At 31.5% G+C, this 24,037-nt stretch carries 21 protein-coding genes and 1 other RNA gene; 12 read left to right on the forward strand and 10 right to left on the reverse strand.

Translation table 11 applies throughout. The features are described from left to right. Window positions 1-467: 467 nt before the first annotated feature. Complete coding sequence (locus AC1EUY_RS03775; RefSeq protein WP_480194168.1) at window positions 468-1,274, reverse strand: class I SAM-dependent methyltransferase; 807 nt, start codon at window positions 1,272-1,274, stop codon at window positions 468-470. Between the two features lie 42 nt (window positions 1,275-1,316). On the opposite strand from AC1EUY_RS03775, the gene AC1EUY_RS03780 reads away from it, so the two are divergent. The 4 genes from AC1EUY_RS03780 to AC1EUY_RS03795 are packed head-to-tail and all read left to right on the forward strand — an operon-like array spanning window position 1,317 to window position 9,254. After that, window positions 1,317-2,369, forward strand: a complete 1,053-nt coding sequence (locus AC1EUY_RS03780) for a DUF4097 family beta strand repeat-containing protein (RefSeq protein WP_480194169.1) — start codon at window positions 1,317-1,319, stop codon at window positions 2,367-2,369. Between the two features lie 4 nt (window positions 2,370-2,373). Next, window positions 2,374-3,567 (forward strand): hypothetical protein, encoded by a 1,194-nt coding sequence (locus tag AC1EUY_RS03785; protein ID WP_480194170.1) that lies wholly within the window; start codon window positions 2,374-2,376, stop codon window positions 3,565-3,567. Beyond that, window positions 3,554-7,825, forward strand: a complete 4,272-nt coding sequence (locus AC1EUY_RS03790) for a PKD domain-containing protein (protein WP_480194171.1) — start codon at window positions 3,554-3,556, stop codon at window positions 7,823-7,825. Before AC1EUY_RS03785 ends, AC1EUY_RS03790 begins: the two co-directional genes overlap by 14 nt. A gap of 1 nt (window position 7,826) precedes the next feature. Further along, the gene (locus AC1EUY_RS03795) at window positions 7,827-9,254 is read left to right on the forward strand and encodes a T9SS type A sorting domain-containing protein (RefSeq protein ID WP_480194172.1); all 1,428 of its coding nucleotides are present in this window, start codon (window positions 7,827-7,829) and stop codon (window positions 9,252-9,254) included. A 204-nt stretch (window positions 9,255-9,458) separates the two neighbouring features. On the opposite strand, the gene AC1EUY_RS03800 is transcribed toward AC1EUY_RS03795, so the two are convergent. Beyond that, entirely contained in the window at window positions 9,459-10,547 is a 1,089-nt protein-coding gene (locus AC1EUY_RS03800) for a HigA family addiction module antitoxin (protein ID WP_480194173.1), read from the reverse strand. Between the two features lie 503 nt (window positions 10,548-11,050). Between AC1EUY_RS03800 and AC1EUY_RS03805 the strand changes: the two genes are divergently transcribed. From AC1EUY_RS03805 to AC1EUY_RS03815, 3 genes are read left to right on the forward strand one after another with little or no spacing between them, the layout of a single operon-like run. Further along, window positions 11,051-11,710 (forward strand): multiubiquitin domain-containing protein, encoded by a 660-nt coding sequence (locus tag AC1EUY_RS03805; protein ID WP_480194174.1) that lies wholly within the window; start codon window positions 11,051-11,053, stop codon window positions 11,708-11,710. After that, on the forward strand, window positions 11,685-12,851 hold the full coding sequence (locus AC1EUY_RS03810; RefSeq protein ID WP_480194175.1) for a ThiF family adenylyltransferase: 1,167 nt from the start codon (window positions 11,685-11,687) through the stop codon (window positions 12,849-12,851). Before AC1EUY_RS03805 ends, AC1EUY_RS03810 begins: the two co-directional genes overlap by 26 nt. Next, a complete protein-coding gene (locus AC1EUY_RS03815; protein WP_480194176.1) occupies window positions 12,844-13,287 on the forward strand; it encodes a ubiquitination-like system serine protease family protein in 444 nt (147 codons plus the stop codon). The genes AC1EUY_RS03810 and AC1EUY_RS03815 overlap by 8 nt, the downstream gene beginning before the upstream one ends. Window positions 13,288-13,318: 31 nt before the next feature. Here AC1EUY_RS03815 and AC1EUY_RS03820 read toward each other — a convergent pair whose 3' ends face one another. The 6 genes from AC1EUY_RS03820 to ssrA all read right to left on the reverse strand — a co-directional run bounded on the left by AC1EUY_RS03820 (window position 13,319) and on the right by ssrA (window position 16,813). Continuing rightward, a complete protein-coding gene (locus AC1EUY_RS03820; protein ID WP_480194177.1) occupies window positions 13,319-13,771 on the reverse strand; it encodes a DUF6730 family protein in 453 nt (150 codons plus the stop codon). Between the two features lie 11 nt (window positions 13,772-13,782). Continuing rightward, complete coding sequence (locus AC1EUY_RS03825) at window positions 13,783-14,640, reverse strand: relaxase/mobilization nuclease domain-containing protein (protein WP_480194178.1); 858 nt, start codon at window positions 14,638-14,640, stop codon at window positions 13,783-13,785. Continuing rightward, on the reverse strand, window positions 14,637-15,149 hold the full coding sequence (gene mbpA, locus AC1EUY_RS03830) for a mobilization protein MbpA (protein ID WP_480194179.1): 513 nt from the start codon (window positions 15,147-15,149) through the stop codon (window positions 14,637-14,639). The genes AC1EUY_RS03825 and mbpA overlap by 4 nt, the downstream gene beginning before the upstream one ends. Window positions 15,150-15,227: 78 nt before the next feature. After that, entirely contained in the window at window positions 15,228-15,518 is a 291-nt protein-coding gene (locus AC1EUY_RS03835; RefSeq protein ID WP_480194180.1) for a hypothetical protein, read from the reverse strand. Between the two features lie 92 nt (window positions 15,519-15,610). Next, window positions 15,611-16,270, reverse strand: a complete 660-nt coding sequence (locus AC1EUY_RS03840) for a hypothetical protein (RefSeq protein WP_480194181.1) — start codon at window positions 16,268-16,270, stop codon at window positions 15,611-15,613. Window positions 16,271-16,415: 145 nt separating this feature from the next. Continuing rightward, window positions 16,416-16,813, reverse strand: a transfer-messenger RNA (tmRNA) gene (gene ssrA, locus AC1EUY_RS03845). 155 nt (window positions 16,814-16,968) lie between these two features. On the opposite strand from ssrA, the gene AC1EUY_RS03850 reads away from it, so the two are divergent. The 4 genes from AC1EUY_RS03850 (at window position 16,969) to AC1EUY_RS03865 (ending at window position 19,266) form a co-directional block, all read left to right on the forward strand. Further along, window positions 16,969-18,174 (forward strand): NAD(P)-dependent oxidoreductase, encoded by a 1,206-nt coding sequence (locus tag AC1EUY_RS03850; RefSeq protein ID WP_480194182.1) that lies wholly within the window; start codon window positions 16,969-16,971, stop codon window positions 18,172-18,174. Next, complete coding sequence (locus AC1EUY_RS03855; RefSeq protein ID WP_480194183.1) at window positions 18,174-18,395, forward strand: DUF3820 family protein; 222 nt, start codon at window positions 18,174-18,176, stop codon at window positions 18,393-18,395. The genes AC1EUY_RS03850 and AC1EUY_RS03855 overlap by 1 nt, the downstream gene beginning before the upstream one ends. A gap of 88 nt (window positions 18,396-18,483) precedes the next feature. Further along, window positions 18,484-18,843 carry a SnoaL-like domain-containing protein gene (locus tag AC1EUY_RS03860; RefSeq protein ID WP_480194184.1) on the forward strand — a complete coding sequence of 120 codons (360 nt, stop codon included), beginning with the start codon at window positions 18,484-18,486 and terminating at the stop codon, window positions 18,841-18,843. A gap of 57 nt (window positions 18,844-18,900) precedes the next feature. Next, window positions 18,901-19,266, forward strand: coding sequence for a DUF1801 domain-containing protein (locus AC1EUY_RS03865; protein WP_480194185.1), 366 nt, complete (start codon window positions 18,901-18,903; stop codon window positions 19,264-19,266). Window positions 19,267-19,269: 3 nt separating this feature from the next. On the opposite strand, the gene AC1EUY_RS03870 is transcribed toward AC1EUY_RS03865, so the two are convergent. Continuing rightward, a complete protein-coding gene (locus AC1EUY_RS03870; protein ID WP_480194186.1) occupies window positions 19,270-20,232 on the reverse strand; it encodes a transglutaminase domain-containing protein in 963 nt (320 codons plus the stop codon). A 29-nt stretch (window positions 20,233-20,261) separates the two neighbouring features. Further along, window positions 20,262-21,083, reverse strand: a complete 822-nt coding sequence (kdsA, locus tag AC1EUY_RS03875) for a 3-deoxy-8-phosphooctulonate synthase (RefSeq protein WP_480194187.1) — start codon at window positions 21,081-21,083, stop codon at window positions 20,262-20,264. A 146-nt stretch (window positions 21,084-21,229) separates the two neighbouring features. On the opposite strand from kdsA, the gene AC1EUY_RS03880 reads away from it, so the two are divergent. Further along, the gene (locus AC1EUY_RS03880) at window positions 21,230-23,872 is read left to right on the forward strand and encodes an AsmA family protein (RefSeq protein WP_480194188.1); all 2,643 of its coding nucleotides are present in this window, start codon (window positions 21,230-21,232) and stop codon (window positions 23,870-23,872) included. The last annotated feature ends 165 nt before the right edge of the window (window positions 23,873-24,037 follow it).

Consider the following 24,037-nt stretch of genomic DNA (forward strand, 5'->3'; position numbering starts at 1 on the left):
AACAATAATGCGCAATAAAGGTATTGCTGATAAAACCATTATGAGCATCAGTGGTCATAAAGATTTTAAAAGTTTTAACATGTATCATCAGGTCAATAATAATGCTAAAATATTGGCCATTAATTCAGTTTTTGGTGATATTTAATTAAAGAATAACTCGAAGTTGAAAAGTACAAAGTAAGAGTAAATAATTTAGCTTATAAACTTTTTTAGTATGAGGAAAATTTGAATTAATTGTAGTAGTCATTACTTAATCTTTCTAATTCTAGTACTATTCTTTTAATGGAAGAATATCTGACAGGAAAAGATTCGATAATTTGCTGAATTCTTAAAGAAGAATAACACTTATAACTTATTAAATTTTTGAAGCAGGATAAATGTTTATTAATTTATTGGAAGTTTTACGGATGATTTTATTGGGAGCTTTATAACTAGTCAAAAATAATTAATCATATAAAATTTAAAAATTAATTATTTTTAACTATCCATAAATCTTGCTGAGGCCTTCCATTAACAACTTTTCCAGGATCATGTTCAAGAATGGTAAAATTGTAGGTCGCTAATAATTCTTTAATAAACTCTGATGGATGATATGCGACAAAAAGTCTATTTCCTTCTTTTTTAAAATAATGAGTTATGAGTTCACCTTTTTCAAAAATTCTTTTCTCATTTTTCAATAATTTCTCTTGAAAAGCATCGCCATGTGTAGTAAATAAAAAAACTCCGTCTTTTTTTAAAACTCTACTTAATTCCTTCATCCATTCTGAGTGCATTTTTTTGGATAAGTGTGTGAAAATTGAAATTCCGTAAGCAATATCAAAGAAATTACTTTCGAAATCTAAAGGCGGGTTTAGCTCATTTTGTTTTACTTCTATCTTTTTTAAATTGTTATTACACCATAAGACATAATTTTTATTATAGTCTGTGCCAAACACTTCATTCGAATCTGATAAAATTTCTGGCAAATGCCTTAAAATTCTTCCCGGACCACAGCCCCAATCGAGAATTCTCTTATCATTTATGTCTACATATTTTATAAAGTGTTCATATAACCAATTAGCAGTTTTTTTCCCTCCAAAATGGAATTTATGATAGTTTATGTTAAAAGTTTCGTACAAAAAAAAATCTGGAGGAAGAATTATATGTGAATTGTTCTTTTTAAACTCATAATTTTTTTTCTTATTTTTACGACGTTGATGAATAAAATTCAAATGTTCGAAAAATGGAAGAATTCCAATTTTTGAAACAACTCTTTTTAGATTTTTTTTTATCATAAATAATAAATTGCATTTCTTAACAAACTTATAAAATCAATCATGAAAAAAGCTTTACTTTTTATTTTTTTGTTGTGTAACTACATTGCTTACTCTCAAAATTATTTTAGTGTAACAACCAATTCTTCTAATTCTAATAAAAATTTATCACATTTAGGTACCTTCACTTTAGGTTCTACATTTGAAAGCATCAATGACCCTTGGCGTTCAGGAGAAGGTAGGGCTTTGGAAATCTACAAACCTACTGGGAATAGTTCCATGAGAATCGGAACAAATTATGGTAAGTTTTCTATAGCTATCTCAGGCACAGATGGTGCCTTTCATCCATTGGCGAAAAGAGGTGATATTATAGTCAGAAAACAAGGTGCAAATAATGTATATTTCTCTCTAAATAATACCGATAATAATGGAGGAAGCGCATTTTACTTCGGTGATAATTTGAATCATCGTACTCTTAATATTTTTAACAATGGAAGAGTAGGAATCGGTAATACCAACCCACAAGAAACTTTACATATTAACGGTAATATTAGAGGTCATATTGGTAACGGTGCCTTGAGAATTAAATCTAGCTCTGGCCATATAGATGTTGGGGCTTTAAACTCTGGATTTGCCCATATATCAACCGATCGTCCAAAATTTTATTTCAACCGAGATATTTGGAGTGGCACAAATAAGTTTTCTTCATATTCTGGAGATTTAATTTTACAAGCGGCAGGAATTGAAAAGTTAAGAATCTTAAAAGACAATGGCAATGTGGGTATTGGCACATCAGCTCCAGATGAGAAACTAACTGTCAAAGGTAAAATACATACTCAAGAAATTATTGTTGACCTTCAAGGTGCTGTAGCTCCTGACTATGTTTTTGATGAAAATTATGATTTAAAATCTTTAGAGGAAATAGAAAAATTTATTAACAAGAATAAACACTTACCCGAAGTTCCTTCAGCAAAAAAAATGGAAAAAGAGGGGGTTTATTTAAAAAAAATGAACTTACTCTTACTAAAAAAAATTGAAGAACTTACATTATACACGTTAGACCAAGAAAAACGCTTAAAAGAACTGGAGTCAAAACTGGATAAATTAAAAAGTTAAATCTATGAGATTTATTGTAACTTTTGCATTGATATTGGTAATAAATATCTGTCATTCTCAGGTAATTAAAGAAAAGCAGAATTTTTTAAAGAGTAATATTTTAAAGACAAATTCTAAGTTAGATAACATTTTCAAAGATAATGTTAGTACATTATATTCCTATTTAGAAATTGAAAGTAATAATTATGAAACCAATAGTATAGATAGATCATTTTTCATAAGAAATGAGAATGGTAAAAGTATTCAATTAAAGAAAAATGAATACCCATTGGAATTAGTTAAGGAAAGACTGTTCACATTTATTGAAAATGTTGGCAGTCATACCCGAAATTATATATCTTACAATTTAAAAGACAATGAACTGATTCAGAAGTCGAATTTTAAAATGTCATTATCTTCATCCATTGAAATACTAAAATCAGGGGATATAATTCTAAGAGAAGGTGGACATAGTGGATCTGATTGGATAGGTATATATTCTAGTAATTTCGAAGAAATCCACAAGTTTAGGCCATTTAATACTGAGTCTTGGATTTCTTCTAGTTCAAATGATGATTATATTTTTTTCGCTGCTCAAATCGATAGGGATCCAAAAATTAGGGTGGCCTTATACAATGCCTTTGGAAGTAAAAATTTCTTAGGTTCTAAAGAAATTGATATTGAGCCAGAACATATTCTTTCAAATGTGAAAGTTTTCAGCAATAAAGTAGCCTTGCTATTTTCTAGCATGAATAATAGTTCGACTTATATACTAATTCTGGATTCCAACTTAAACATTAAAAATAAAATTTCTCTCAAAGAAAGGGTGGCATATAATAAGATATTAAATATTGATGACGATATTTTTATAAATACTACATCGGCAATTCATGCCTTCAATGGAAATGACGGAACTAAACATTGGCAAATTAATAAGGAAAAAGGTCAGTTAACTAAAGTTGATAATGGTTATCGATTCAAAGGAACTAATTTATACGTATTGGATAACAAAAACCTACTATTGACTGAAGGAATATATGAAGATGGTAAAAATGAAATCAATGACCTTATTATAAAGGTTATTGACATTAAAACTAAAGACATTGTACAAACAGTTGACACCAAATCTTCGTTTAAGGGTAATATAGCTTACAAAGAATTCGAGAACTACCTTGTTTTTTATTCCAATAACAACATTTTGAGCTATGAAAAACTATAAGTTATTTTTATTATTGTTTTTCTTGGGCTTCTTCCTTGTAAAAGCTCAAGTACAATGGCCTTTGCAAAATCCTAATAATCAAGCAAGGGTAATTGGTAAAGTTGGTGAAGTAAGGAACTCGATTAGATTGCATCGAGGAACCGACATAAATAATGGGACTAATTGTGCAAATGGTAATTGCGATATATATGCCGTTAATAATGGTGTTGTAGGCTGGAGAAACGGAGGAGGTAATTGGTCTCAAGGTTCTAGTCGAATTGAAGTTGGAGGAGTTTTTTATTACCATTGTCGACCTAGTGCCTCTATAGTGTCGGCGGGTACTGGTAATACTCAAGTTGAAATAGGAGATAAAATTGGGGGTATGATTCAAAGTGGAGCTATTCATGTGCATCTTCAGGCTGCCTCAGTTAATTATATAAACCAAAATTTAAACCCTTACGTAGATAATCAAGCTCCTACTATAACGAGAAATAGTGGAAGGTTTCCTAATGGTTATAAAATTTACAAAAATGGTATTAGAAGAACTTCAACCAATACAGCTCAAAATAATTTAGAGTTATCAAATGAAGTAAACTACCTAAACACCGATTATAAAGTTATATATTCTAAAATAGATATTGCTGTCGAAGCTGAAGATCGAGGCGTTTCTCAAAACGGTGGTGTAACTGGAGGTAATTCAGCAGTTTTCGCTTATGAATATCAAATTCAGAATTATAAAAATCCAAATGTAAATAATGCTTTATACGAATATACTTTAGCTTTCGATGCCGCTCCTACTACTGCAGCAAATAATATTGTTTTGCACCCTAATGCTTATGGTTATGGTGTTAGGGATGTACATATAATTACATCTCATGCAAATGCAACTCCACATGACCGTTTTTTAAATACTGCGATAAGAGAAAATACTTCTGAAAATTGGGCAAATAATAATAATTTAAATGCGAATTATACAGGAAATGCCAAATTTCCAGATAATAGATACAGACTATACATTGATGCTTATGATGTAGATTATAATGACAACCCTAACAATAGGCTTGCTAACCGAATAGATGTCCCTATAGTCATAGATAATTTTTTACCTTTTATCGAAAATGTTGAAATTTATAACAAGTTTAATCCAAGCACCAATCTGTATAAAAGAGAATGGAAATTCTTAGACGATAGGTTGATTTTAGGAGATAATACAAATTCTAATAACATAACCACTTCTCAGAGTAGAGATTTAAGAATTAACATTTATCCAAGTGAACCACTTTCTGAGCTTAAACTTAAGCTTGGTAATATTGAGATAAATTTACAAGAAGATCATAATAACGAAAAGTTATGGTATGGAACAATAACTAATGGAAGTGCTTTAACCTCTGGCACACATATCTTAGAGTTTGAGGGTAAAGATTTAGCCGGTAATGATATTTTGTCAAATCCTTCCTCTTTACCGATTAAGCTAGCCAATGGGAATTGGCCAACAGGTACAATTACAGGCACTGACACTTATCATAGAATAAATGTTCAAACTGAATCCAATCCATTTGGAGCTGATTTTTTTACTGGGGGTTCGTGCAGTAGTAATAAGCAATCTGCTTCAAATTGTTTAGAAGTTTGTTTTAGTGATTCTTCGGAACCAAGTAATGCAATAGTTTCTTGGTTTTGGGAATTTGGAGACTTAAACTCTTCTACTTCCACAAGTAGAAATCCAACTTTCACTTATAATTCACCTGGCACATACGAAGTTACTTTAACAGTTACAAATACTGGAGGAGAATCGAGTACTTTAACTAAAACTATAACGGTTGATGATTGCGATACCAATAATGAAGTAGCAATAACTTCAAATATAACTGAAGGAGAATCTCCTCAAGCAATTGAATTTGAAGATATCTCCTTTTTAGATGTATATTCAAGACAGTGGAGAATACTAGACTCTTCTGGAAATGACGTTACCTCTTCAATTCATTTTTTAGTAGGTACTGAAAATGACTCTCATATAGAGGTAATATTTGAAAATTCAGGAGTTTATAGAGTTAATATGGATATTGAGGATTATTACGGTAACATTTCTACTTCAAATACTATTACTATCAATATTTCTGATCCACCTAATACAGATATTTTTGTTGACTTTAATTGGGATACACCTTATTACACAGGAATATTAACTCAATTTAATAGTCAAGTAACAGGAGGATGTGGTAATTTATCTTATAGATGGACTTTCAATGATTACAATGGTCCAACACTGTCTTTTTTTGAAAATCCTCAACATCTTTTCTCTGTTCCTGGTAGTTACACAGTAGATTTATGTGTTACCGATAATTGTGGCACTGAAGTTTGTGTTACAAAAGAAATCTATGTATCAAATTCAGATTCGGGAATTGTGGCTAAAATGTTTTCTCCAATTCAAAATCTTGACTGGATTGTATATAAAGGTGAAGAAGTATCTTTCTATGACTATTCAGAACCTACATCAAATATAAGATCTCAATCTTGGTATTTCGATTTCAAATATGGTGAATCTAGTGACCCTGATGTTTACAGAGACTATCCAATTGATATAAATACCCCAGTAAAACACACTTTCGATGAAGTTGGCACATATAAAGTCAGACTTTATGTAGGAGATGATAATTATCAATGGCAAAGTTTTGATGAAAGAACTATTACAGTGGTTGACGAGACTGATTATTTAGAGATTCAAAATATAAATCATTCTCACGCCCAGTTAATTACAGATCGCGGATTCCGTAATATACAAACTAGAAATTTCGATGGAAATTTAATTACACAGACAGTATCTAGTCGCAATAACTACAATATTGAGGTTTATAATAAGGGTAGTGATGGAAATTATAATAGAACAGCCATTTTACATTCTTGGCAGCAATATAATAATGTTTACAATGATCAATCTGCAAGTTATTCTGCATATAAAGATAAAGTAGTTTTAGTTCATAGAGAACCAAATCAAGAAAAAATATTTGTAAAGGTGTTAAAGAAGAACACTTCTGATTGGTCTTCCTATGAAGTAATTCAAAATATGGAATATGATTACGAGCTTGATTCCCATTATAACAGACCTGATTTAAATATTAGTGCCAGTTTATTTGAAAATAATTTAGTTCTATCATTTGTTAGATACAATGCCCTGCTTTATAAGTATTTTAGAGAAATTAAAGTCTTTGAGTTAAACCCTAGTAACAATTTATTTGAATCTAAAGCAAATTTGTTAAATAGTGACCATTTAGATGGCGAAGTGTCTGTAAATCATCAACAAAGCATACGAATGAATGTTTCAAATAATAATGTATTTATTACGTCGCATACGCATGGAGGGGCAAATACACCAGGCCTAATTAATAAGAGTGATTTTTCTGTATACAGTAAATCGGAAAATGGTTGGCAAAGTTCTATTGAATCTGCAAGATTACATGATGATACTTACGATGCTGCTGGAATAGGGTTAATTTTTAATGCAAACGACAACGTTGTAAACTCTCTTTCAGCTTATGGCCCTAATTGGTCAAGAGCAATAAGTATATGGGAGAAACCAACAACTGGTTGGACTGATAATATACAAACTGCTCATTTAAAAACTTATATTGATAATTACGATGATTTAGCAGCAAATTATTCGAATAAGTCAGTTGAAGAAGTTGTTGATGAAATGGAACTTGATAGTTTGAATTCAGCGCTTTTGAAACAGGAGTTGAAATCGGATAATAGATTTATCTTACTACCAAAAGATATTAGCAAGCTGAGCAGCGACGGCAAATTTATATTTACTTATGGTGGAAGAGTAAGAGATTTTCCAGATAATAATGTATTATGTTTGTTCTTTAGAAATGGAAATTTTTGGAAGAGTAAAGATAAAGAAGACGCAAGGTTATTCCCAAGTGTTAATACAAGTAATCAAACAAATTTTTTAAGAGATGTTGACGAAGAAAATGGTATTATTACCCAAGTATTTCATGAGGTATATTACGGCTATACTTACTTATATACTTATGATTTAAATAATATTAATATTGGAGAAGCTGGTGTTTGTTATCAAAGCATTGTTATTGATAGTCAAAATATAGCTACAGAAGCTCAAGGTGTTGAGGGAAAAGATATTACAATAAGTAATACAAATTTTTCTAATAATGCCAATACAGTTTATAAGGCAACTAATAGAATAGTTATAAAACCTAACACTAATATCAAAGGCACTAGTATAAAGGCAAAGATTGTAGACTGCAATACAATAGATCAATAATATGAGAAATTTAATTCTATATTTATCATTTTTTTTGTTTTTCGGCTATTTAAACGCTCAGAACTCATTTATTCAATTAGGAGCAAGTGGTCATGACGGTATAAATGATTTAGCAATTGATGAAAATGAAAATATTTATATAACAGGGTATTTCCAAGGAACTTTTAACAAAGAGGAAGCTAAAGGGGATTCTGACGCTTTTATTGCCAAACTTAATCGTTCTAAAGAAATTGTATGGCTTAAAACTATTGGTAGTAAATACAAAAACAGACAGGAAATTACTGAGTTTGGCAAATATATTAAAGTAGATAGTTATGGAAACAGCTATACAACGGGGCTTTTTTATGCTAATTTAATTGGAAACAAATCTTACATTACTTCCCAAGGAAAGCAGGACATATTTCTAATTAAGCATGATGTTAATGGTAATGAAGTTTGGATTAAGTCTTTTGGAACCATAAACAATGAAAATCTAAAGGGTATGTTCTTAGTTAAAGATCATATCTACCTAGTTGCTGAATATGGAAAGGATGAAAAATCTCAAGCCAATAGAAGTATAATTATTAAACTTGATTATAATGGAAATTTAGTATGGGAAAAATTTATTAGTTTTCCATCTCAAAGGATTTTAGAAACTAGACAAAGTTCCAATTATATATACTTTTTAGGCTCTTTTAATAAAAATAAAACCATTCATCGTTTTGGAATTGAAGAATCTAAATTCGATAGAGACTTTCAAATATCGGACAATAGAATTATTTCATTTGACATTGACCAAGAGGGAGTCATAGTACTACAGAAAAAGAGTAAAGAAAATTATGAAGTATTCAAAGAAAGTTTTGAAAATAATTTAATTTGGTCAAGAAGTTTCGATAGTGATAAAGAATTAAGACAAGTAATATCACAACCTAAAAAAACTGTGTTAATTGGTAATTATCAAAATTATAAAGGCGTTAATTCTATCGCTTATGAATTAAATGAAATGGGTGTTATTTCTGATTCTCGAGAATTTCTTAGTCCTTACCAAAACAAATTAATAAAGTATCTTTTTCATAATGATAATCTTTACTTAGTTGGTCAATTCTACAATACAGTTAGTTTTGGAGATATAGAACTGTTGTCAAGTGGAAGGACAGATAGTTATATTGATATTAAAAAATCTATTTTTACTGAAGAGCAGGAAAGAAATGATAAATTAATCATTTATCCCAATCCAAACAATGGAGAGTTTTTTATAACAAATAATGCTAATAATTTAGAGAGTTTTAAAATTTATGATTTAAGTGGAAAATTAGTCCTTAATCGTAAGATTTTAGAAAAATCACTTAAGAGACTAAAAATAAATAATCTCAATTCTGGTATATATTTAATAGAAATTTTTACTTCAGATGGGATAAAAAAGATTGAGAAAGTTATCGTAAATAGGTGATTTAGCTATATATAAATAAATTTTAAGTCCCATTTAAGCTTTTTTCCAAGTATCTATCATCCATTTCTTTTTCTTAAAATCATCTGCAATTTTTACTGATCATCCAAAAAAAATCAGGACGGTCAGTTAAGTTCAAAAAATGGCACTTCCAATATACCAATATTCATTGGATTTATAGGTCTATCAGGCATTTTATTAGTAAAGTTAATTAAGAGAATTCAATAATCTAATAGAGCTCCTTTTGCGATAATACTCTGGAAATTCATAACATATTCTACCCCAAACTATTGCAGGATGTATTTTGTTATTATGAGCAAATTCTAGGATAACATCGTCATGGTACTCATCATTAAGTAAGATAAAGTCATCAAATATCTCAGGGTCTATTAAATTATTGGTCGCGTAATTATTTGCCTCAAACTCAACAATTTCTGTATTTTTATTATTATTAATAAAAAATTCTTCTTCTCTAAATTCTGGACGTTTAGGATTGGTAAGGTGTTCAAACACGTGTCCTATTTCATGAAACAGAGTGAACGCAAAGTTGTCTAGTCTTTTATACTTAAGAGATAAAACAATTGTTGGGTTTTTTCCAGACATAAAGGACTTACCATCTACTGGAGTTTGTGAAGGTCTATCTAAAGGAAAAAATTTAATTCCAAATTTCTTAAGAATGTCCTTAGTTCGTAATATAACATCATCTCCATCGTAAAAACATTTCTTCAACTCAACTAAAAGGTGCTTTTCATTTGATCTATGAAAATGTTCAGCCTCCTCATGCAAAGCCTTATATTTAGCTAATAAAGACCAAGCAACAATATTGTTCTTATTTTCAGCAAACTTAGAGGATTTTCTAAAGTAGGTAGGGTTAAAATCTTTAATCCTATTTTTTAAACTTTCGTAATCTTTAACACCATAGATTGTATAAACCTTATCAATGTCTTCGGAAGAGTTAATCCCAACATCTTGTTTTTGAAAGTAATTTAAAGGAACTAATTCTTTAATTTCAGACCAAGCCTTTATTGCATCTTTTTTCTTCTTTAGCTCTTCATTCTTAAGCGCATCTTTTAATGAATATTCCATTTGTTTTGTAAGCCAAAAACTTGCCGTTTCAAAGCCAGCTGCTTCCAAAGAAATTGCAAAATTAACATTAATGTTCCTACTACCTTTTAAGATATTATTCACTATAGGGTATGCGACATCTACCATTGAGGCAAAATCTCGTTGAGTTATACCCCGTTCATTTAATAAACTAGATAGAATTACACCTGGATGCACCCCTTTTTTTAACATAAAATAGCTGTTGATGTGCACAAATATAGTTCTCCTTGAATTAATTAACAAAATTTGTGGAAAACTTTTAGTAATTGTTTTATTTAAAATTCACTTCTTAACTTATATTTGAATCGAAATTAAAAACTGATGTAATTTAATTTTTTAAATTATCATTTTTGATAACTAAAAAATTAGCATATTAGTTTTTTAACTATATTTGTTTCTATGAATAACATAAAATATTACGCCGATAATTAAATAAAAAAATCCAATCTACTGCGGCAACAATAAATTGGATTATAGTTTTAGGAATTTAAAGTTTTGGACAACTCTTCGATTAAGGCTTATCACCTTAACCATTCCTTTGTTTTGTTATACAAATGTAATGATTTTTTTGATCAAGACAAGTGTTTTAACATAATACTTTGCCTGAATAGCACTTGACTTAGGCTGTTTTAAAGAATGATAAGTCAAGGTGAACTCCAACCAAGAATGGAGTATTAAATTAAAAAATTTTACAAATGTATTTTTTTAAAATTAATAACAGAAGATTCGAGTCTAGCGAATCAAAAATATCTGGGCGTGAACTATTAACTATTGCAAACTTAACTCCTCCAGAAGATTATGAGTTGCTCTACAAAATCAATGAGAAAGGCTTTGAGCCCATACAACTTGATGAAGTAGTAGATTTAAAGACAGCCGGTATTGAAGGATTTAAGGCAAGGCCCTATAAGAAACTGAAAATAAAGGTCGATAATAATCAATTCGAAACCGAAGAGTGTTTTATGACTCCCATAGAAATTATGGAGGTGGCAGGTATTAATCCTGATCGATTCTATTTGAAGGAGATTCGTAACGGAAATGTTGAGGTTTCTTATAAAGATGATGTAGAGCATAAGATAGCTATAACTAAAACATCACGTTTTGTAAGCTGTCAACGAGAAGAGATTAAGTGTGTTATTGTAAACGCAAGAGAAAAGGCATGGAGCAGCGAGAAAATCTCTTATGAAGATGTTGTTAAATTGGCTTATGGGAATGTTCCTAACGATACTAAGGTTATTTATACAATAGTTTACAAAAATGGGGTGCCTAGCAAACCCGAAGGCAGTCTTGCGAAAGGAGCTGTGATTTATGTTAAAAACAAGATGATATTCAATGTCGTTCCAAGTAATAAATCATAGTCCAGACATCAAAAACCTTCGTGACGATGGTTATGAAGTAGAAGTAATTGGAAATTATTTGTTGATGCATAGTGTTCCTTATTTGAACGCTAAAAAAGAATTAGTAAAAGGCACGTTGGTGAGCAACGTGTCTATTGCTAACAATCAAGTTACAAAACCAAATACACATGTAATTCATTTTGAAGGTGAATTTCCTTGTAACATTGATGGAACTATAATTCGTCAGTTACAGCACTCAAGCCGAACTGCGAACTTGACTGATAGGATTGTTGTAAATCATTCTTTTTCAAATAAACCTGCAAATGGCTATCAGAATTACTATGATAAAATGGTGCGATACGCTGAAATAATTTCAGCTCCTGCCAGACATATAGATCCAAGTGTTACTGCTCAAACTTATAAAGTTATTGAGTCTTTAAACGAGAAATCTGTGTTAAATTATAGTGATACAAATTCTTCAAAAGCAGAAATTGATGCCGTAAATCAGAAATTATCAGGGCTTAAAATAGGCATTATAGGTCTAGGAGGGACGGGTTCATACATATTAGATTTTATTGCAAAAACTTATGTAGGCGGAATACACTTGTATGATGGTGATAAGTTTTTACAGCATAATGCTTTTAGAGCGCCCGGTGCACCTTCATTGGAACAACTCAATGAATCCATTTTAAAGGTCGATTATCTTCATGGTATTTATTCTAGAATGCATAAGCATATAGTAACTCATGGTTTGTTTATAAATGAATCTAATGTTGGTTTGCTTAAAGATTTGGATTTTGTATTTGTTTGTATTGACAAAAGTGAAATCAAAGAGTTAATATTTAAAAAACTTGAAGATGAAGGGGTTGAATTTATTGATACAGGAATTGGAGTGGAACGAGTTGATGATTCCTTAATTGGAGTAATTAGGACTACTACAAGTACTAAAAATAAAAGAGACCACATCTGGAGTGGTTGTGTTTCATTTGCCGATGAAGAAAATGAAGAGTATCCTTCCAATATCCAAATCGCTCCCTTGAACTGCTTGAATGCAACATTTGCTGTAATTAAGTTTTACAAGCGTTTTGGTGTTTTAAATGACCTTGAGAATGAGCATCACAGTACTTATTCTATTAATGTTAATCAATTAGTCAGTGATTAGGTTTCAGCATAAATTCGTTGGCTTTATACCAGACAAAATCGAAGAGGGTATTCTGTACATTTCTTTAGATTATGGAGCTGTGATTCATAAATGTGTCTGTGGTTGTGGAAATGAAGTAAATACTCCTTTGACTCCTACAGGATGGAAAATGATTTATAATGGAGAGGCAATTAGTTTAAAACCGTCAATTGGTAATTGGAGTTTTGACTGTAAATCCCATTATTGGATTGTTAACAACGAGGTTGAATGGTCTATGAAATGGTCTGACAAAAAAATACGTGAGATCAGGGCAGTTGAAGATTCTGAAAGAGAAGAATACTATATGAGAAAAAACTCAGAAAATTTAGAAGAAGGTTTAAGTGATTCTGTTGAATTGCCTAAACCTAAACCTAAAAAGAAGAGTTGGTTTCAGAAGCTCATCTTTTGGAAGGATTGATTTTAGAACCCTAATTGCACTAATTAGGGTTCTACTTTTTACTATCATTTTTCCATTTATTATAGGTTTTTTCAAACTTTGGGTTGCTATCGAAAAAAGAATTAATGTGAGCCTCATAATCCAATAAACCTTGATTGTAAGCACTCCTTTCAATTTCTTTAACATTTTTATATCTGTTGTAAGAATAGAAAATTGAACCAAAAGCTAAAATTAAAGAGCAAACAAAAACTATTACTGCCCAATTAGGATAGACTTTTGCTCTCTTAATTGTACTTTCGAATCTGTTATTAAACCTTTCTTGTATTTGTTTATTTGAATTTAACTCATTGCTAATTTCATTCTTCAAACCCTGAAATTCTTTTAGATTTAAGTTTACAGTTAAATTGCTTAAATTCTTATCTAACTCTTCTAATTTAGCAACTCCTTTTTCAAAACTGTTTATTTCGTTAACTAATAGTTTTGTTATTTCTTCTAATCTTGCCATAATATTTTATTTTAAAATCCTATGCTTTGTTCTATGGTTTTCTTAATAATTTTCTTCGTAAGTTTTAAAGCAATGTTTTGGGAAAGTTCTAATACCTTCCCCAATAAGTTTACTTGATTAGTTTTGGACTTCAATAGTAAAGAATGAGGGTTCTTATTGATCTGTTTCCCAATATTGATGATGGACATATTACGGTGTACTTCACTACCTTTTAAGTTATATCTGTCAAATTCAAATCGAAAACCTCGCAGTTGATTTGATTTGTTAATGCTGGGTATTACCTTAACCCCATTAGTTTGCATTGCTTTTAAGTACTCATCAAATGATTTTGGTTTAAATTGTTGCATGCTTAAATCATGTCTTCGCTTTATTTCAGTTCTAATTGCTTTTAAGTCTTGTTGCTTTTCAAACTGTACTTGTTTAACTGTTGTTAGTTTTAATTGCTCAGCAACTTTTTCAGCCATATATTGACTCTTTTTGCTTATAAAATTGTCCTTATATGCAACCCCATTAAAGTCTATACGATTTACATATAAATGGATATGCTTATGCCTCTTATCTTGATGTATAAAAGCAATGGCTTGTCTATCTTTAAGATTTAGTTCTTTTATGAACTGTTTACATATTTTTCTAAAATCATTTTGCCTTAATCGTTCACCGTCTTTAACAGTTGGGCTTATGATAAATGATAACGTATTACGTTTGCACCTATAGTTTAAGTCTTGAATCATTTTAAACTCATTACTGACTTCAGTCGGTGTTTCTCCTATTACATGTTGCTTAAAAACTATTTCGGCTTCCTTGTCTTGATTCCATCCATAAGCAATAGCCATTTTAGTATGTGATATCGATTTACCTTTTGCAATCATTTTTTGAATTTGGCTAAATGTGATTTTATTTCATCTGCTAATTCATAAACCATAGCTGTAAGTTTTGGGTTCTTTTTACTATACATATTGCCTATAGATTTAAAATTATTACTGTATTTAATTAGCATTTTGTAGATGTCAATTTCTTCATCAGATAATCGTTCTACTATTTCTTTATCAAAGACAACACGTCTACAATATTCACTAATGGTCAATCCGCTTCTTTTAGATTTTGCTTGTAAAACTTTTCGTTCAAAAAGTGTACATCTAAATTTTAATATTTCTGTTTTTGCCTTAAAAGACTTTTTTTTACCCCTGCGACCAACCGGAGAAGGCAAGATTTGTTTTTGTGCGTGGCACAAAGACACCTCTTGCACCTCATCCGAAACATCATTTTTTTCCTCACCTAGCATTTCGATAAAATCTAACTCTATGGAATCATCTTTTAAATCCAAATCAAGCTTTAAAATGATTTTGGATTCATTCTCATTTTTGCCTTCAAACTTCATACGAACTATTTATTAGGGATTTAGTTTTTAAATAATGAAATAGATATACCGTCAATAAAGCCTATTGTAATGGTCTGTTTATAATTCACGCTTATACTTAAATTCTTTTATAGAGTTATCTTCATTGAAAATTTGATAATGATGGATTAGCTGTTTTCTAGGGCCTACGTCCTCCTTTTTGATCCATCCCTTTTCTATGTAGCTCTTTATGGTTTGTGTAGTAGTGCGAAGCAATAACGCAGCTTCCTTTCTAGTGTAGTATTTAAGAGAAAAATCTTCTTTAGGTTTATTCTTTATCTCTATAAGAAGTTTCTTAAGTTCTGAAACTTCATTTAGTAAAAATTCATAGGGATTATGTATAGCTCTCATAATGAAACATTTTAGTGTTTAATGCTCCAAAACTATATCAAGATCAACTCAAGAATAGTCAATATTCTATCATTGAGTGAAAAATTTATGGCCTATTTTAATTCATCTAGGTAAGAAAAGCTCGCAAAAACTTCTTCTTGTATTTGGGTAAAACTATGATCTTTAAAATCGTTCAAAGCTCTACTTAGATTTGATTCCGAAAACTTAGGAATATTAAAAAAACTACTCAATGCTAAGCATAGTTTATTTTGTTTTCTATGAATATTTTTTAAAATCCCTAAATCATTAAGCTTACAAACCAAAATCATCAATTCTTTTACTTCTGGAGTTTTGCTTTTTGAAAAAAAGTTGTGTTCTTCAAGTAGTTCAATTGTTTCATTGTATTTTGATTTGTGTATAAAGAAATCTTTGAATTGATAGGCTTTATTGTTAGGTTTTTCAAGTTGATTTGACCAAATTATTTTTTGACTAAAATAAATGAATAAAACGTTGATTGTTGTTATAAGAGCTAAAGCTATATAGGTAATTACATCAGATTCTATTTCTAGTTGACGTAGACCTCTGAATAATAAAATGGGGACAATAAATATTGCAGCAACCGCTAATAGTCTTAATCTGTCATAAGATGTATTCCATATAGATTTTCCATTGATATAACTAGATATATATGGAATGTACTTTTTACAAATAAATGCAAAATGAATTGCTACTGAAATATAAAATAGTATAATTAAGACATAATAAATTGTCATGCTTTTTCAACTTTTTACCATGATTAAACATAAAAATACTAAATTAGTAGTCGATAATCAACTTGTACTGATATCTAAAGAATTATCAACGTAATTATCAACGCAAAAAAGAAACCCTTATAAATAAAGGGTTTGCGAGTTGTAAAAGTGGAGACGGAGGGACTCGAACCCTCGTCCAAACAAGCAACCAAAGTGCTTTCTACATGCTTATTTTTTGTTTGATTTTCGACTAAAAGCTGACCAAAAACAGCCCACTTTTAGCTTAGCTTCTTAAATTTCGAATCGCTATCAAAGCATTAACAATTCTAGGTTTACTTTTACGATGCCTCTAAAAAGAACGCCATAAACCAAGGCTTTCAAGAGACATTTAGCTTGCACACCTTGTGTGCCGAGGCTTTTATCTTACTATAATTCAGATAATTAAGCAGCTAAAGCGTAGTTATTCTCGCCGTTTAAAGTTTGAAATAGATTTTTACGAGTGCTTTTTCATTGCTCGACATGCTTACAGTTCAATTGATCTTGCAGTCAAAACCAGTCGTCCCCAAATTTTCAAAGAGCAGGATGGCAAATGTATATATTTTTTCTAAAATAGCTACTTGCGAAATTCTTTAATTCATAATACCTTGCGGCAAATTTTATACCAAAGGTTTTTCTCTGCCATTAGGTGTTGAGTTTTACCTTAAAAAAAGAATATTTAAATGAAGTTTGCTCTTGTAAAAGAACGTAAAAATCCGCCAGATCGTCGGGTTGTTTTTTCTCCTGAAGGTTTAGCAAAAGTACGTGAAAAATTTCCGAATGCCGAATTTGCTGTAGAAAGTTCAGACATACGAATTTTTCCAGACAATGCTTATAAAGAATTAGATTTTCCTGTTATTAATGATCTTAGTAATTGCGATGTTCTCTTGGGCGTTAAAGAAGTTCCTATTGATGCGTTAATCCCAGATAAAAAGTATTTCTTCTTTAGCCATACTATTAAAAAACAACCGTATAACCGCAAATTATTGCGAGCGGTTTTAGATAAAAATATTGAGCTATATGATCACGAAACCATTATCAAAGAAAATGGTGCTAGACTTATAGGTTTTGGTCGTTATGCTGGTTTGGTTGGCACTTATAACGGTTTTAGGGCTTTAGGATTAAGAGATAAACTATTTAAGCTTCCAAAGGTTGAAACACTTGCTGATCTTGACGTAGTAAAAGCAGAATTAGATAAAATAACCTTACCAAATATTAAAATTTTACTCTCTGGCACTGGTAAAGTGGCTTATGGCGCTAAAGAAATATTAGACCATTTAAATATAAAAGAAGTAAGTGACGCACTGTATCTAACTTCAAAATTCACAGAGCCTGTTTATTGTATGGTAGATGTGATGGAATATGCAAAGCGTAGCGATGGTAAAGTAGGCAATACTTCAGAGTTTTATAAAGATCCTTCTGGGTATGAAAGCAATTTTATGCCGTATGCGAAAGAAACCGACATGTTTATTGCAGGTCATTTTTATGGTGATGGCGCTCCATATTTATTTACCAGAGAAGATGCGAAACATCCTGATTTTAATATCAATCTAGTAGCAGATATTAGTTGTGATATTGATGGACCCGTTGCCAGCACGTTACGATCGTCTACTATTGCTGATCCTTTTTATGGATATAATCCTGTTTCTGAAAAAGAAGTTGCATTTGATGATAAGGATGCCATCACAGTTATGGCTGTAGATAATTTACCCTGTGAACTTCCTAAGGATGCTAGTGAAGGTTTTGGAGATATGTTTTTAAAACATGTAATTCCTGCTTTTTTTAATGGAGACAAAGATGGAATTTTAGAACGCGCTTGTATGACCAGAAATGGTAAATTAACCAAACGCTATAGTTATCTACAAGATTACGTTAACGGTAAAGAATAATGGAGCAAGACAAACAATTTCTGCTCGATCTTGCAAATACCAAAATGCCCTACGGAAAATATAAAGGTCACTACCTCATCGATCTTCCTGAACATTATATTGTATGGTATCATCGAAAAGGATTCCCAAAAGGAAAAATTGGTACCATGCTAGGTTTAGTGTATGAGTTAAAATTGAATGGTCTTGAGGATTTGGTTCGGAAACTTCGTACTAAAGATTGAATTTAATTTTTTGTTAAATCAATTTTCGAAGTAAGAATATATCGTCCTATTTTTTTAACTTAGAAGGATTAATTCTAAACCTTAAAAAATGAATACACAACAAGTAGCTAACAAATTAGTAGAAATGTGCCGCCAAGGAAATTTTGCTGGCGCCATGGAAGAATTATATGCCGATACTATCGTAAGTAGAGAAATGCCCGGTATGCCAAATGAGGTGACTACAGGTATTAAAGAGGTATTTGCCAAAAGTGAGGCATGGATGGATAATGTACAAGAATTTCATAAAGCTGAGGTTTCTGACCCGCAGGTAGCAGAAAATCATTTCACGTGTACTATGGATATGGATGTTACTTTTAAAGACAGAGGACGTCAAAAAATGAGTGAGGTTTGTGTTTACGGTGTTGAAAACGGAAAAATTACCAGTGAGCAATTTTTCTATTCGATGTAAATAAGTCTCATAAAAAATGAAGCAGTGACTCATCACTGCTTTTTCTATTTTTTTGATATGAACCCTGCTGAGGAATATATTTTAAATCAACAAGAGCCTTATAAATCGATTCTATTACACGTGCAGGTACTTATTGAAGCTACCGTAAAAGACGTTGAGTTGTTGTATAAATATAGAATTCCGTTTTATTATTTAGCAGGAAAGCCTTTCTGCTATTTAAATGTACCCAAGAAAAAGAATTTTGTAGAAGTAGGCTTTTGGGCATCTGCACATCTTAAAAAATATGATGCATATTTGGTACGTGACGGTAGAAAAGTAATAAAATCCTTTCGTTTTAAAACTCTAGATACTATAAACGATGAAATTGTTATGAATGTTTTGCAAGAGGCTGCTGCTATTAATCATAAAGGCTTCTGGAGATAAGCGTTACTCGAGAATCAATTTATACTGCAAAGCTGTTTCACGATTTACAATAATAAACAAATCAGTATTACCAGAGACTGTTACCAGAACTTCAAATGTACACCCATCATCGGCGCATACGGGTGTTAGCGGTTTTGGCTTCATATCGGCACGTGTTGCGTAATGCAATTTCACCTCTTTCTTGGGTTTTTCTATCGTAAAAGTGATCGTTTCTCCACTTTTTGCTTTTATTTCTCCTCCCAAAGGTGAATTAATAGAAAGTTTATTTTTAAAATATCCTAAAGCATAGGTAGGTGCATCAAAAAATTGCTTTTTAGTAGGTTCTTTAGTCGAAAAAGACAAACCTTTTACACTCGGTAAATGACTTTTTACAAATTCATCAGGATCTGTGAAGAAAAAATAATCACTAAATTTTTTGCTCCATGTCTTCCCAGAAGCTCTTCCTGCTCCCCAGGTTACATCTAAAACATACCACTTATTATCAATCTTCACGGCATTCCAGGCATGATCACCACGAGGTGGATCTTTACCAATATCATGCACGCTGGTTTTCGAATACCCATCAATAAACAAACACGGAATATTCATCAGATCACACACTTTTTTAAAGGTCTGCGCATAGCCTTCACAAATAGCATTGTTTGTCTTTAACGTTGATTCAACAGAATATTCTCTAAGAGCTTTTTGTTTTTCCATGAGATCTTGTTGATTTGCATAGCTAAATTTCACAAACCGATCTCCATTTAAAAATTCATTCATATCGTAGTTAACATTTAATGCTAACCAGGTATAAATCGCACGCACTCTTTCTTTATCACTCTTAAAATCTTGTTGTATTTGCGTTGCCAATCCTTCAGCAGAAGCAATGCGTTTAGGGTATTGTTTTACACGTGCATCTACAGCCGCATAATCTTGCGCTTGTAGTATCGAAAAAGATAAAAAAAGAAAAATAAGGATATATTTCATGTACAATTTACAACATAAATAATACCATATTATTGCAAGTCGTTTACAACTTTTCGAATCGCTACTAAATTTGATAGTAAGCCTTCCAAATGATCTAAGTGTAGCATATTGGCTCCGTCAGATTTTGCATTTGCTGGATCAAAATGTGTTTCTATAAACAAACCATCGACACCCGTAGCAATACCCGCTCTTGCAATGGTTTCGATCATATCGGGTCTGCCACCTGTTACTCCAGAAGTTTGATTGGGTTGTTGCAGTGAATGTGTTACATCAATCACCGTTGTTCCATATTGTTTCATGGTAGGTATTCCTCTAAAATCAACAATCATATCTTGATAGCCAAACATCGTACCTCTGTCTGTGATCATTACATTTTCATTGCCAGAATCTGTCACTTTTTTCACTGCGTGCTGCATACTTTCAGCACTCATAAATTGTCCCTTTTTAAGATTCACTACTTTTCCTGTTTTAGCCGCGGCAACTACAAGATCGGTCTGACGCACCAAAAATGCTGGAATTTGTAAAACATCGACATAGTTAGCCGCTTTGTAAGCATCAGAAACCTCGTGAATATCAGTAACGGTTGGTACCTTGAATCGCTCACCCACTTTTTGAAGAATTTCAAGTGCTTTTTCATCACCTATACCCGTAAAGGAATCGACACGTGAGCGATTTGCTTTTCTAAAACTACCTTTAAACACATAGGGTATTTTCAATTCATCAGTTATACCTATTACTTTTTCGGCAATTCGCATTGCCATATCTTCGCCTTCAATAGCGCAGGGACCCGCCAATAAAAAGAAATTACCACTAGCGCTATGTTTTATATTCGGAATGGAAGCAATATTCATTTACGTTAAAATTTGTGGCAAAAGTACAACTTTTTGAATTCAGCATTCTCTAAATTTGTGTGCACAATAGTAAGGTTAATTGTTTCTTAAAGTTTTCTTGAGAATAAAAAGATACTTTTACTTTGTGTTAAATTTTGTTATTGAATATGAAGCGAATTTTTAAAATAGTAGCCATCACAACTGGTACACTCCTAATTCTTTTACTAAGCCTACCTCTTTTATTTGAAGGTAAAATAATCGATTTAGTAAAAAAGACAGCGAATAACAATATAAATGCAACCTTAGATTTTGAAAAGGCTGATGTAAGTTTGCTAAGTAGTTTCCCTAATGTATCATTGCATGTACAAGATTTGCATATTCTAAACCAAGGTTTTTTTCAAGGTGATACGTTGGTTTCAATCAAAGATGTCTCTGTTACCTTGCCATTTAAAAGTTTATTTAATGACGCTTCTGAAGCGATCGCTGTAAAAAGCTTTTCTATAGATGGTGCTCAACTCTCTATTAAGGTAGATTCATTAGGAAAAACGAATTATGATATTCTAAAAAAAGATACCAATTCAAAAAATCTAGACTCTACTGCTTCAGAACCTTTTACTTTTAATTTGCAGGATTATAGCATTACCAATAGTAGTATTACTTACACCGATCAAAAAAGTGAGTTAGATTTTAGCTTTTCTAATCTAAATCATACAGGTCGTGGAAATCTTTCATCAGATAAATCGATTTTAAAAACCACTTCTGAGGCACTTGTCTCTCTAGGCATCGATGGTATTGAATATCTAAAAAATAATGCATTGAATTTAACCGCAGATTTTGACCTAAATTTTAAAGAGAATACCTACTCCTTTTTAGAGAACAAAGCAAAAATCAATGCGCTCGATTTAGTGTTTGATGGTTTTGTAAAAGTTAATGAAGAGAATCAAGAAGTCTCACTTAGCTTCGAAACGCCTTCCTCAGATTTCAAGAATTTTCTCGCTTTAATTCCGAAAGTATATTCTAAAAATATTGAAGGGGTGACCACGACAGGAAATTTTGATGTAAAAGGTGTTGTTACCGGGATTGTTGACGAAACCCATATTCCAACTTTTGACATTACAATTACCTCAGATAATGCCTCGTTTAAGTATCCTGAACTACCCAAATCACTTAAAAATATTCAAATAGATACGAAAATTGCGAATACCACAGGACTTACAAAAGACACTTATGTAGCTATTGATAAATTCAATTTTCAAATTGATGATGAAACATTTACCGCGAATGCACTGTTAAAAGACCTTACCGATAATATGAAGGTAACCGCAGGTCTAAAAGGCATGTTAGATGTATCAAAGCTTGAGCAAATTTATCCAGCAGAACAGGTAAAAGACTTGCAAGGTTTGCTAAATGCTAACCTCAATATGGCTTTTGATATGTATTCTATTGAAAAGAAAAAATATGAGAATACAAAAGTATCTGGTACGGCTAGTATTGCCGACTTCAAATATGCGTCGAATGAGTTAAAAAACCCTTTAATTATTAAAAATACAGTATTATTGTTTAATCCAAAAACAGTAAAAGTTAACGAGTTTGATGCGACGATCGGTGAAACAGATATGAACATTAGTGGGAGTCTCAATAATTTTTTGGGATTCATCTTTAACAACGAAAATATTGAGGGTGATTTTATTATGCAATCAGACAAATTTGTAGTGAATGATTTTATGACTTCTAATGAAGCAGCCGAGGAAAACACAGATGACACCGCAACAAATGCTAAAGAGCAGCTTAGCATACCTTCATTTTTAGATGCTGATCTTAAAGCAACTGCCAAAACAGTGGTGTATGATAATATTACGCTTTCAAACGTATCGGGTGATTTACGAGTGAAAGATCAAACAGCTTCCCTAAAAAATATGCGATCAGACGTGTTTGGCGGAAAATTAGGTTTCGACGGATTGGTTTCTACAAAAACTAAAACCCCAACCTTTACTATGAAATTAGATGTTGCAAATTTTGATATTGGTCAATCGTTTACTTCTTTAGAATTGTTTAAAGCTTTGGCACCTATTGCCAACACAATTAGAGGAAAACTCAATACAACTATAAGTCTTTCTGGCGATTTAAACACTGACTTTACACCGAATCTAACAACATTAAGTGGTGACGTATTAGGGCAGTTAACATCTTCTGTGCTAAATAACGAAGCATCGCCATTATTACAAAAACTAATGAGTAAGCTCAACTTTTTTGATGCTAAAAAACTAAATCTAGATGGCCTTAAGGCTTCACTACGCTTTAAAGATGGTAAAGTAACTGTAAAGCCATTTTCTGTAAACTATGATGATATAGAGATCGCCGTAGGTGGTGGTCATGGCTTTGATAGAACTATGGATTATGATGCGGTGTTTAATATACCCGCTAAGTATTTAGGTAAAGAAGCTGAAAAGTTACTCGCACAATTAACACCTGAAGAACAAAATATGATTAAAGTACCTGTAACAGCATTTATAGACGGTAGTTTTACAGATCCAACTATCTCAACCGATCTAAAAGGTGCGATTACCAGTTTAACAAAGCAAGTAGCTTCGAACCAAAAAGATAAGTTGGTAGATAAAGGTAAAGAACAATTAAATACTGCTTTAGATAAATTGTTGCATAAAAATAAAGACACCGCAAAAGTAGATTCTACTTCGGTTAAAAAACCTGATGCTGTCAAAGAAACCGCAAAAGACTTGCTAAAAGGTATTTTTGGTAGCAAAAAGAAGAAAAAAGATAGTACAACGGTTAAGAAGGATACGGTAGATTGATTTGCCATCTCCCTGTCTTTCTTATAGTTAACAACACTTTCTTCTAAATTTATTAAAACTAGTTTCTTTTTATTTTTTACTACCATGCGATACAATTGTGTCAAAAAGAGGATCTTTATATCTTCTAGACAAAACAATTCACAACTCAAAAAATTAAACTTTTAG

This window comes from Maritimimonas sp. 2210JD6-3 (assembly GCF_056591795.1).

Coding starts and splice junctions, on each gene's coding strand:
- AC1EUY_RS03775 (WP_480194168.1), bottom strand. CDS start 1,274: ATGATAAAAAAAAATCTAAAAAGAGTTGTTTCAAAAATTGGAATTCTT.
- AC1EUY_RS03780 (WP_480194169.1), top strand. CDS start 1,317: ATGAAAAAAGCTTTACTTTTTATTTTTTTGTTGTGTAACTACATTGCT.
- AC1EUY_RS03785 (WP_480194170.1), top strand. CDS start 2,374: ATGAGATTTATTGTAACTTTTGCATTGATATTGGTAATAAATATCTGT.
- AC1EUY_RS03790 (WP_480194171.1), top strand. CDS start 3,554: ATGAAAAACTATAAGTTATTTTTATTATTGTTTTTCTTGGGCTTCTTC.
- AC1EUY_RS03795 (WP_480194172.1), top strand. CDS start 7,827: ATGAGAAATTTAATTCTATATTTATCATTTTTTTTGTTTTTCGGCTAT.
- AC1EUY_RS03800 (WP_480194173.1), bottom strand. CDS start 10,547: ATGTTAAAAAAAGGGGTGCATCCAGGTGTAATTCTATCTAGTTTATTA.
- AC1EUY_RS03805 (WP_480194174.1), top strand. CDS start 11,051: ATGTATTTTTTTAAAATTAATAACAGAAGATTCGAGTCTAGCGAATCA.
- AC1EUY_RS03810 (WP_480194175.1), top strand. CDS start 11,685: ATGTCGTTCCAAGTAATAAATCATAGTCCAGACATCAAAAACCTTCGT.
- AC1EUY_RS03820 (WP_480194177.1), bottom strand. CDS start 13,771: ATGGCAAGATTAGAAGAAATAACAAAACTATTAGTTAACGAAATAAAC.
- AC1EUY_RS03825 (WP_480194178.1), bottom strand. CDS start 14,640: ATGATTGCAAAAGGTAAATCGATATCACATACTAAAATGGCTATTGCT.
- mbpA (WP_480194179.1), bottom strand. CDS start 15,149: ATGAAGTTTGAAGGCAAAAATGAGAATGAATCCAAAATCATTTTAAAG.
- AC1EUY_RS03835 (WP_480194180.1), bottom strand. CDS start 15,518: ATGAGAGCTATACATAATCCCTATGAATTTTTACTAAATGAAGTTTCA.
- AC1EUY_RS03840 (WP_480194181.1), bottom strand. CDS start 16,270: ATGACAATTTATTATGTCTTAATTATACTATTTTATATTTCAGTAGCA.
- AC1EUY_RS03850 (WP_480194182.1), top strand. CDS start 16,969: ATGAAGTTTGCTCTTGTAAAAGAACGTAAAAATCCGCCAGATCGTCGG.
- AC1EUY_RS03855 (WP_480194183.1), top strand. CDS start 18,174: ATGGAGCAAGACAAACAATTTCTGCTCGATCTTGCAAATACCAAAATG.
- AC1EUY_RS03860 (WP_480194184.1), top strand. CDS start 18,484: ATGAATACACAACAAGTAGCTAACAAATTAGTAGAAATGTGCCGCCAA.
- AC1EUY_RS03865 (WP_480194185.1), top strand. CDS start 18,901: ATGAACCCTGCTGAGGAATATATTTTAAATCAACAAGAGCCTTATAAA.
- AC1EUY_RS03870 (WP_480194186.1), bottom strand. CDS start 20,232: ATGAAATATATCCTTATTTTTCTTTTTTTATCTTTTTCGATACTACAA.
- kdsA (WP_480194187.1), bottom strand. CDS start 21,083: ATGAATATTGCTTCCATTCCGAATATAAAACATAGCGCTAGTGGTAAT.
- AC1EUY_RS03880 (WP_480194188.1), top strand. CDS start 21,230: ATGAAGCGAATTTTTAAAATAGTAGCCATCACAACTGGTACACTCCTA.